We start from the raw sequence: 11,043 nt of genomic DNA, 5'->3' as shown, positions 1-11,043 counted from the left end.
ATTACGGGAAATGTTGTTTTCGCAAACTAAGATCACTGGGTTATTCTGTTTTGAAAATAGAAAGGCTATTTTTGAAAATGTTGATAGTCGCTTTAAGTTTGTGGTTTTGACTTTTGAAAATGGTAATAAAACTTTATCTTTTCCTGCTAGGTTTATGCGTCATGATGTGGGAGAATTAAATAGTTTTCCTGATGATGATTGTATTCATATTTCTGTGGATTTAATTAAACGGTTATCTCCTGATTCTATTTCGGTAATGGAGTTTAAATCTGATTTAGATATTTTCATTGCGGAAAAAATGAGTCGCTTTCCGTTGTTGGGGGAGGAAATTCAGGATAAGTGGAATTTAAAGTTAACTCGTGAATTTGATATGACTAATGATAGTCATTTGTTTAAAACTGAACCGGGAAAGAGAAGATTACCTTTATATGAGGGGAAAATGATTCATCAATTTACCCACAAGTTTGCTGAACCTCGGTACTGGGTAGAGGAGGAGGAAGGAAGAAAAGCAGTCTTAGGTAAAAATGGTGTTGATAAGGGGCAAATTTTAGATTATCAGTGTTATAGATTAGGGTTTAGGGATATTGCAAGAAATACAGATATTAGAACAATGATTGCAACTGTTGATACTTGTTCATTTCATGGAAATAAATTACCAAATGTAAAAATTTTTGATGATTCTGGCAATAAAATTATAGATTATAAAAGTCAACTTTTAGTATGTTCATTTTTTAATAGTTTTGTATTAGATTGGTTACTCAGAACAAAAGTTTCAAGTACAGTTAATTTTTTCTACGTTTATCAATTACCCGTACCTAGATTAACAGAAAAAGACCCATATTTTAACGAAATAGTAGAACGTGCAGCCAAACTAATCTGTACCACAGCAGAATATGATGAACTAGCGAGAGAAGTAGGATTAACAAGTCATGAAAACGGAGTTACAGACGAGAGAGAAAGGGGGAAAATCCGCGCGGAATTAGATGGAATAATTGCCCATTTATATGGATTAACAGAAACAGAATTTAGTCATATATTGAGTACCTTTCCCATTGTGGCAGAAGAAGTGAAAAATGCGGCTTTAAATGCTTATCGGGAGTTAAAAGATACCCGACTTCTTTTTAATTGTGTCAATAAATGATAAATTAATCAAATTAATCAAATTAATCATAGAAGTCGGGAACTGAAAAGATTAATATTTCAGCGGGAAACAAAAACCGCTGTGATTAACTTCTCAAATTGACACCAAACTTCTCTACCAAAGCAGAACGCACGTGATTATGAACTGGTTCAATTTCATTTTCTGTCAGCGTGCGATCGCTGGCACGATATACTAAACGAAAAGCTAAACTGCGTTGTCCTGCGGGTACATTGTCACCGCGATACTCATCAAACAATTCCACAGAATTTAACAACCCTTTCCCCGCTTTATTAATGACTTTTTCCAGTTCGGAAACTGTCACTTTTATTGGTGCGAAGAAGGCCAAATCTCTATCACTTGCTGGATAAGTAGAATAGGAACTAAATTTAGGAATTAATAAATCATCATCATCCCAAGCATCCAACAAAGCATCTAAATCTAATTGAAACACATAAACTGCCTCTGGTAAATCTTTTTCGCGGCGTAATTGGGGGTGAATTTGTCCAAATGTTCCCAGACGATTACCTTTTATCCACAATGAAGCTGTGCGTCCGGGGTGTAAACGAGAATCTCGATTTTCTGGTTGAAATTCTACCGCTAATTTAAGTTGTTTAAAGACACTTTCTAAAATACCTTTAGCTTCAAACCAGGTCATGGCCTTTTCCTTACCACCCCTTGACCATTTACCGCTAGTTATATCACCACCGATAATTCCGGCCAGCACTTCTGCTTCTTGTAAACCCTCTTCTTCACTCCAGAAAATCCGCCCAATTTCAAAACCATTTAACGCCCCATTTCCCTGTTCTAAATTGTATTGGAAAGCGGTAATTAAACCAGAGATTAAATCAGTGCGTAAAGCTGAATATTCCGCAAATAAAGGGTTACTTAAAACAATCTGTTTATCTTCCCCTGGTTTCACCAAAGAATATTGCATTAATTCCGTCAAACCCTCAGCCCGTAAATAACCGCGTAACCTGCGAATTAATTCTTGATCTAAAGATAGATAACCAGCTTCGGATTTTCCTGGTAAGGTATCACAGAATTTATCATAACCATATAACCGGGCAATTTCTTCAATTAAATCAATTTCCCGTTCTAAATCTCGATAACGATAGGGAGGTACTGTAACTGTCCAATTCCGTTCGTCAATTTTTACCAATTCACATCCTAAAGCGGTGAGAATTTTTTCTACATCTTCTGGTTGTAATTCTCCTGTTTCTTGTCCTAATTCAATTGGACCTAATACTTGATTAACTTTATCCAAACGCAGGTAAATAGAATGAGACCAGGTAGAAATATCTGGACGATAATCAGAAATTTGTTGTTGAACAATTACCCCAGCTGCTAATTCTTGAATTAAGGATAAAGCCCGGTGACAAGCTATTTCTAATTCAGCCCGATTTACGCCCCTTTCGTATCTTCCAGAGGCTTCACTTCTTAACCCCACACTGCGAGAAGAACGACGAATGGCTACAGAATCAAATAACGCTGCTTCTAAAACTAAACTTTGTGTACCTTCATAAACTTCCGTTGCTTCACCACCCATAACACCTGCTAAAGCCACTGGTTGATTATTAGCAGTAATTAATAAATTTTGGGGTGATAAATTGCGATTATTTCCATCTAAAGTTTTTAAAGTTTCTCCCGTTTGTGCAAACCGCACCCCCATTGTTAATTGTTCTCCACCAGAGAGAGATTGTAAACGGTGTTTGTCGAAAGCGTGAAGAGGTTGTCCTCTTTCTAATAAAACGTAATTAGTGATATCAACCACATTATTAATTGGTCTCACTCCCGCAGACCGTAACCGTTGTTGTAACCATTCAGGAGAGGGTGCAATTTTGATGTTTTCAACAACCGTACCAATATAAGCAGGACAAGCTTGGGTTTCGGAAATTTTCAAAGTCAGGTTTTTTGCAGTTTGAGTATTTTCTACTTTCGCAATTTCGGGAATTGATAATTTTCCTCCAGTTAAAGCTGCTACTTCCCGCGCAATACCCACCATAGATAAAGCGTCAGCACGGTTAGCGGTAGCAGTGACATCTAAAATCACATCTTCCAAACCCAACAGGGGACGCACGTCACTACCTAAAACCAGATTTTCTTCACTAAAGATATGAATACCGTCAATATCCGTGGGTAAACCCAACTCTTTCAAAGAACATATCATCCCATGGGAGGGAACACCGCGCAGTTTTGCGGGTTTGATTTTTAAATCAATATTAGGTAAATAAGTTCCTGTAGTGGCCACAGGGACATAGATATCTGCGCGGACATTCCCAGCACCACAAACGATATTCACAGTTTCCGCAGCACCAATATCTACTGTACAAACGCTTAATTTATCTGCGTTAGGGTGTGGTTGACGTTCCAGGACTTTCCCCACAACTACCCCTGCGGCCCAAGTGCGACGATCTTCTATATCTTCCACTTCAAACCCGGCCATTGTCAAGGTTTCCGCCAGTTCTTCTGGAGTCAGTTTAATTTCTACGAGTTCTTGTAACCAGTTGAGAGAAATACGCATGGAGTCTGTTTGTTGAGATTAATCTTTTGCTCTAATTTTATATTAAGATCTATGCAGTATATCTAGATAAACCCAATCTATATGTTGACGACAACCTCAAAAGTCATAATTTTCCCAGGTTGAATATTCACAGCCCCTTGACATACTTCCTCAGACTTGATATACTGTTCTAGTAAGTCTAATGGTTGACCTAAGGTGAGAAAATCACTTCGCAAAAATAACTCTGCTGTTTTTCCATGACATTCATAACAGCGAAGAATGTATTTTTCAGGTTGATCTTCACTGGGTTTAAATGCCATAACAATTAAATTATCCGCTGATAGTTCTAAAAAACTTTGACTTTCATCAGCATTTGTGTGAAATTTACGCTTTAGCGGATTTACTAATATTTCCAAGGGTACATTTAATTCATAACCTCGTTTAACTGTATCCCCTTCTTCCCAACTCCCTAAATGAGAATACAAGCCATAAGTAAATTGATGTATACCTATATCAGCTTGCTTGTCTGGCCATTGGGAACTTCTCAGCAGAGTTAACCGCAGTTGATGAGGTTGAGCATCGTAACCATATTTACAGTCATTAAGAAGACTAACCCCGTATTTTCCGGTTTGCGTATCTGCGGTTATATCTGACCACCGTAAAGCGGGTACTTCCCATTTTGCTTTATCTGCGGGGGTTTGGGGATTTGTGGGACGACGGATAACACCGCAGGGGATTTCATAAGTGACAAATTCCGCTGCGAAATTGAGGGGAAAGGCTGTTTTTACTAATACCTGATTTTCTAGCCAATTTACAGTATTAGCTATTTTCAAAAGTGGTGAACCAAGCTGTAAAATGTAATCTTGACAAAATTCCGATTTTCCCAATTGACGCACTACCCGCAAGCGTTGTTGAATTTCTCCATATTCTTGCCACTGAATTGATTTTAATTTTGTTGGCGGTAGAGGTTTGGTGTTATAATCAGGGTCAATATTCCAAGCGTCCCAATATTGGCCGCTGTCGCTAAAAGCTTGGAGTTGGTTTCCCGCACCATTTAAAATTTCTCGTTGTTGGGTTTTATCAAAGACGCTATCCAAGTCTCCAGTTTCTGGGTTAACCTGGATTTGTAGATATTCATTTTCTAAAATCCAATTTTTCGGAAATATTTGGGGTTGTGTGGGGGAAGTTCGAGACAGCCAGAAAATGCTGTAACCTAGAGATGGAACTGTTGGGAGGAATAATAAAGTTGAGTTTTCCCAAGGTTGGGAGGAAATTTCTTTTCCTTGAATATCGAAAATTCCATAATTCTCTCCATAATTTTCATATTCTTCTTGGTCTGCTGTGATGATTTTCGATAAGTCAACGCTGACAACTTCCCGACGTTCCCAGTTGAGAGGGTTGAAAATGATGATGGGGATGGCATTACTATAAGGTGGTTGTGGTAAACTAATTTGGGATGCTATATCTATTAATGACTCTGCTAAGATATTTTTCCCCACTTTTTCCACTGCTTCCCATGCTGGTAAAGCGTCTTGGTAAACTTGGGTAATGGAAGAACCAGGTAAAATGTCGTGAAACTGGTTAAATAAAACTTTTTTCCAAGCGGTTTCTATTTCTGTGTGGGGGAATTTTGTACCGCAGAGGATATTTGCTAAAGTTGCGAACAACTCAGCACTATATAATAGATGTTCAGATTTGCGATTCCAGCGTTTTTGGTCTCCGTGAGTAGTATAACATCCCCGGTGAAATTCTAAATAAAGTTCGTTTTCCCACGTTGGTAAATTTTGACTTGGTAAATTTTGACTTGGTAAATTTTGACTTGGTAAATTTTGACTTTGAGATTTTATTTCCTGGAGATATTTTTGAGCAGTTGTAAATTTCAACTTGGGGAAAATCGGAGAATGTTCCCAACGTCTCGCAACTTCTAACATATCACGAGTCGGACCTCCACCATGATCACCAACACCAGGAAGCCAAAGACTAGTTTGTAAACCTGTTTGGGTTTTCCACTCACAAGCATACTTGGCCATCCTAACAGGTTCAACGGTTTCGCCCATGGGTGGAGACATAAAACTTAATATTTGACTACCATCAGGCGATCGCCACCAAAATAAGTCATAATTAAATTTAGTTGTATCATTCCAGCGAAGTTTTTGAGTAACAAAGAACTCAATTCCCGCATTTGCGAGAAATTGGGGTAAAGTCGCACAAAAACCGAAAGTATCAAGCACCCAAACCACAGGGGATATTTTTCCAAACTTGTGGAGAAAATACCGCTGGCCATATAATAACTGACGAACTATAGACTCCCCAGCGATTAAATTCAAATCTGGTTCTACCCAAAAACCTCCCAAAATTTCCCATTTTCCCTTTTCAACTTGATTTTGAATTTCTCGAAATAGGTCAGGACGATTTTCTTCTACCCAAGCGTACAAAGCTGGTGTAGTATGACAGAAAATCAATTCGGGAAAATCCTGTTGAAGTTTTAAAACTGACTCAAAAGTATTTTGTGCTGCTTTCCAAGTTTCCGCGACCACCCATAACCATGCTAGATCTAAATGTGCATGACCCAATAAATGAATTTCCGGTTTTTGTTCACAGATAAAATCACATAAACCCAAATAAGTTGGTCGTAAATTCAGTAAATAGGTTTTCCAGTCTTGGTTTTCGGTGTTTTTGAGATTTGTAACTCTTTCAACTGCTGCTGATAAAGCTGGTAATTTTTCGGGTGCGAAGTTTTCTAGAAGAATTTCCGCAATGGCCAATTCATCAGCGATAAAACCAGCGTCATAATCATTATAGATCATCGTCTCATAAATTGCCAGCGATCGCATCAAAGCCCCATCACAATGTCCCGGACTAACTAACCGCAAAATTATGGTAAAATTTTCTCCAGGACTTACCTGAGGACTAATTAAAACCCGTGGTGAAGCATCAAATAAATCACCTACTAATGCTAACTCACCATTAACGTATACCTCTACATTTTCAGCCCACCAAACCAAAGCCAATCGCAAACACAGACCGCTTAAAGGGAAATCATGTAAACTGTGGGGAATAGAGAAATTTTGTCCTAACCATAATACCTGTTTTCCGCCTTTCCAGGAAATATGGCCTTTTTCATTAACTGCAACTGGTTGCCAATCAGTTATACTAAATGGCATAAAATCAGTAACTACTGCGTCAGTTTCGTGATATTTCCAGTTTGACTGGATATCAACCTGACAACAAGCACGTAAATTTTCAATAGCCGTGGATATAGATTTGGTATTTAATGATGGTAAAGGAAGAGTCATATTTCCAGTAAAATAATCCAGTAAAATAATCCAGTAAAATAATCCAGTAAAATAATCCAGTAAAATAATCAGGTTGATAATTAAGAATTTTTGATTCTTAAACTGAAGATCATCCAACGCTACAACTTCAACATTATAACTATGTCTTCGAGTTCTTCAAATCGCTATCAAAGTAAACTGTTTAATTTTGTCTACCAGCAGACTCAACGGTTGACCCAAACATGGGAAAACATCTTCAAAAATCTACAAGTTGCGACTCAGGTGGGTGTAGGTTCTCTACTTTATCCACTTTACCAGCTATTGCCACAAAAAGAATGGGCGGAAAAAAAAATACAGTCCACAATTCCTCCAGCAACAGACGCACCAATTCAACATATATTAGATACAGTTAAAAATCTTCCTGCTGGGGGTAGTAATTTAGAGATTTCCCCAAAAACAAATCCTTTAACTCCTTTAACTTTTATAGGATCTTTGTGGGGGAGATTTTTCCCTGGAGAAAGTTCCTCAACCCCGAAAAATCTTCTCCAACAGCATATACCCAAAGTCCAGGGAATTGCTACGGAGTTAAAAACTGGTAATTTGGTGTTAGTTGGTACTGATAATCGCATTTTCGATATTTTCACAACCCAGGAAAACTCCCAATTAAAGGATAGAATTAATAGAGAAATTAATCGTTACGAGTATTCTTTACAATTAACCCCTCTTTCGGAAAAAGAAATATTACCAGAAATTGATTTACTACTAAATAAACTAACTGATAAAAAACCAACTCAACTTTTTAGTTTTCTAGATAAATTAGTTGCTAATTGGGAAATTACAGCTTTAGTCCCCATAGAAAAAAGCGGTCAAAAAATTCTTGATAACCTAGTAGTTAACAATGATGATTCAAAAACCGAAAAAGCGGATATTACTAATTTAATGACCGCAGCGATAAATTACTTCTTAGGAGGAAGAAATATTTATCAAATTGAATCAAATGCTACTGCTGAAAAAGTAGAAATTAAATCAGACCTCCAAAACAGTTTACCGCTAAATAATGGAGATGCTTGGTTGACATGGGACGATCTATTTGGTAATCCCAGTACCAATATATCAGATCATAGTGGTTTTAATCCCCTAAAGCCAACAAATTCGAGATTATTGCATAACCGGGAGAAAATAGCCCAAAAAGCGCCTGAATCTGAAAATCAGGGATGGGAGGAAAAAAACAATCAAACCAGCCAAGGATTTAATTTTAAACCCGACTGGATTGATATTTCTGCGACCTCCTTAGGCTACGAAAAGCACCCACTAGAACAAATTTTACACTGGTTAGATATGTTCATCTCATGGATAGAACAGATACTAACAAACACGGTTTATTTTTTCCGAGGTTTCTTATTAGGGAGATAAATAAATAGGATAAAATTAAAATTCGACAATAACTGGTGTATGGTCACTGGGTTGATTTAACTTTCGTGGTTCAACATCAATAATACAACTTTGAGCGCGTTCATACAAATCCAGGGTCAGATAATGATGGTCTATACGCCAACCCAGATTTCGCTTAAACGCAGCGGTGCGATAATCCCACCAAGTATAGTTTTCTCCTTGATGATTAAATTTACGAAAAGCATCTGCGAAACCTAAACTCAGAATATCTCGTAAAGCTTGACGCTCCGGTACAGAAGCCATAATGTGATTATCTATTTTTACTTTATCATTAATATCTATATTTTCCAAAGCAATATTAAAATCACCACAGATAGAAATAGGAGAATTTGTTAATAGTAATACCTGTAAATACTCCTTGAGTAATTTTAACCAACCCAACTTATACTCATACTTTTCGCTACCTATAGATGAACCATTAGGAACATAAAGATTAACAATTCTGATTCCTGAAAACACACCTGTAATTACTCTTTTTTGTGTGTCCCATTCCGCATCCAAACCTGGTAAAATAGCCGTAAAACCCGTACTGACATCTGTTAAAGACTGACGACTAATCAAAGCAACTCCATTATAGGATTTTTGTCCTGATATATATAAATAATAACCTAATTTTTCAAAATCGAGACGGGGAAAATCCTGATCTATAACCTTAGTTTCTTGTAAACATAAAACATCAACCGGATTTTCGCTTAACCAATTAATCACCTGTTCCAACCGTGTCCGTACAGAATTTACATTCCAAGTAGCAATTTTCATGGTTTAGTCATCAAAGTAAATGCAAAATAAAAGTCAAGTGTAAAGTAATTGTCCCATAAAAATTTAGTTATTGATGATCTTGGCCATAGATGAAACAAGTTCATATTTGTAATATGATCCCCGCGATAGATGAACCAAGTCTATACTAACTTGTAGGTTAATAATGTTTTCATAAATTTTTCGTTTTGATAAATATCTTTTTGGATCTTTTTGGGAAAAAACCATAAAATACCGTTAATTTAGCATTCGTTGATAGTTTTCAGCGCTAATTCTCTGAAGATCTTACTTTCTTTTAAGTGAGATAAATAGATATTTCAACCATAATACTACTGACTTGTCGTGATTTTTGCAAAGGAGTATTTAGTATGAGTATTATAGTTAACACTTGTCCCTGTTGTGGTGGTTCAGTTTTGCGTCATGTTCGTTACCATGGAGTTTATTGGTTTTGTCTCTCCTGTAAACAAGAAGTACCAGTCTTGAATATCAATATTGTATCTGATACAATATCACATTTAGAACCCCATCATCAAGAAATTTTACCTCAAACTGCTTTGAGTTCTTAAATTTTTCTTTTCTCCTAATTTCTCCCAACTTCTATGTTAGCAGCATTACTCTACGGACAGGAAAATTTCCGTCTAGAACAAGTTCCCGAACCCACTCCCGCAGCGGGGGAGGTAGTAATTCAAGTCGAAGCAGCCACCACCTGCGGTACAGATTTGAAAGTATGGCGACGCGGTGGCCATGCTAAAATGTTAACACCCCCGACCTTGTTTGGCCATGAAGGGGCGGGGCGCATTGTGGCTGTCGGTGCTGGGGTAACTAAGTGGCGGGTGGGAGATCGCGTAGTAGCAAATAATTCAGCCCCCTGCATGAAATGTTTTTTTTGTCAACGTCAAGAGTATTCTTTATGCCCCAATTTGACCTGGAATAACGGTACATTTGCGGAGTATATGCAGATCCCCGCGCCCATTGTCCAGCATAATCTATTACAAATACCCGACCAAGTACCTTCCGTATTAGCCGCCATGACCGAACCGCTGGCTTGTGTATTACATGGTATCAGCCGTTCCCAGGTCAAACCCCATGACCGAGTAGTGGTTTTAGGTGATGGTGCGATCGGCTTAATGTTTGTAGCAGTTCTCTCGGAATATACTGAAGTAATTCTGTGGGGTGGTAATGATAAACGCTTAGAAATCGGTGAAAAGTTAGGTGCAGCCCGGACTTTTAATTATCATCAAGTCACAGATATGACTAACACAGTCAGGGAATTAACGGAGGGATGGGGCGCAGATGTGGTTATAGAAGCCACTGGTATACCGAGTGTTTGGGAAAAAGCGATCGCCTGCGCCCGCCCTGGTGCAACTGTCAATCTATTTGGCGGCTGTCCCAAGGATACCACAATTACCCTGAATACGGAACAAGTTCATTATAGTGAAATTACCATCAAAGGAGTATTTCATAATACTCCAGAATATGTAAAATCCGCCCTATCACTGATTGCTAGTGGGACAATTTCTTTTGACTTACTAATTAGTGAACAAAGACCTTTACAGGATTTAGAACAGGTATTTATGGATATGAAAGCGCGGAAAGTGATTAAAGTAGCAATGTATAACTAAAATAGGCAAATCACCCTCGTGTTATCCCTATCCTACCTGGGCGATTATGTCACCTATGCGGCATTTTAGCTCATCTCTAGAGCAAATTTTATGCTCTTTTGTACTCTTTAAGTTTCCTGAATGATCAATCAAATAGACCCATTAGCATAGTTACATCTTCATGAACACTATTGACCGAAAATAATGGGATACAAGCCCCGTCCACTTCGACAAGCTCAGTGCATCGCTTCTAGGACGGCTTTTCTTGATTTTTAATATACTCTTTTAATATCTCTAGTGGCGCACCTCCTACAGAAA

At 37.9% G+C, this 11,043-nt stretch carries 6 protein-coding genes and 1 pseudogene; 4 read left to right on the top strand and 3 right to left on the bottom strand.

Features of this window, described 5'->3' with window-relative positions:
- Positions 1-1,141 (top strand): annotated as a pseudogene (locus FFO06_RS20065) (Eco57I restriction-modification methylase domain-containing protein); the annotation flags it as partial.
- 85 nt (positions 1,142-1,226) lie between these two features.
- Here the strand turns inward: FFO06_RS20065 and pheT are convergent.
- Complete coding sequence (pheT, locus tag FFO06_RS20060) at positions 1,227-3,662, bottom strand: phenylalanine--tRNA ligase subunit beta (protein ID WP_137909609.1); 2,436 nt, start codon at positions 3,660-3,662, stop codon at positions 1,227-1,229.
- 77 nt (positions 3,663-3,739) lie between these two features.
- Positions 3,740-6,937, bottom strand: a complete 3,198-nt coding sequence (locus FFO06_RS20055) for an alpha-mannosidase (RefSeq protein ID WP_137909608.1) — start codon at positions 6,935-6,937, stop codon at positions 3,740-3,742.
- Positions 6,938-7,078: 141 nt separating this feature from the next.
- Between FFO06_RS20055 and FFO06_RS20050 the strand changes: the two genes are divergently transcribed.
- Positions 7,079-8,329: a hypothetical protein gene (locus FFO06_RS20050; protein ID WP_137909607.1), complete on the top strand. Its 1,251-nt coding sequence runs from the start codon at positions 7,079-7,081 to the stop codon at positions 8,327-8,329.
- A gap of 15 nt (positions 8,330-8,344) precedes the next feature.
- Here the strand turns inward: FFO06_RS20050 and xth are convergent, their stop codons facing one another.
- Entirely contained in the window at positions 8,345-9,127 is a 783-nt protein-coding gene (xth, locus tag FFO06_RS20045; protein ID WP_137909606.1) for an exodeoxyribonuclease III, read from the bottom strand.
- A 365-nt stretch (positions 9,128-9,492) separates the two neighbouring features.
- Here xth and FFO06_RS20040 point away from each other — a divergent pair, with 365 nt between their 5' ends.
- A complete protein-coding gene (locus FFO06_RS20040) occupies positions 9,493-9,690 on the top strand; it encodes a hypothetical protein (protein ID WP_137909605.1) in 198 nt (65 codons plus the stop codon).
- Positions 9,691-9,723: 33 nt separating this feature from the next.
- On the top strand, positions 9,724-10,746 hold the full coding sequence (locus FFO06_RS20035; RefSeq protein WP_137909604.1) for a zinc-dependent alcohol dehydrogenase: 1,023 nt from the start codon (positions 9,724-9,726) through the stop codon (positions 10,744-10,746).
- Positions 10,747-11,043: the final 297 nt, after the last annotated feature.

This window comes from Dolichospermum planctonicum (assembly GCF_005402965.1).
GTDB classification, from domain to species: Bacteria; Cyanobacteriota; Cyanobacteriia; order Cyanobacteriales; family Nostocaceae; genus Dolichospermum; species Dolichospermum planctonicum.
Note: the sequence above shows the minus strand (reverse complement) of the source record. Positions and strands in the feature narration are given on the sequence as shown.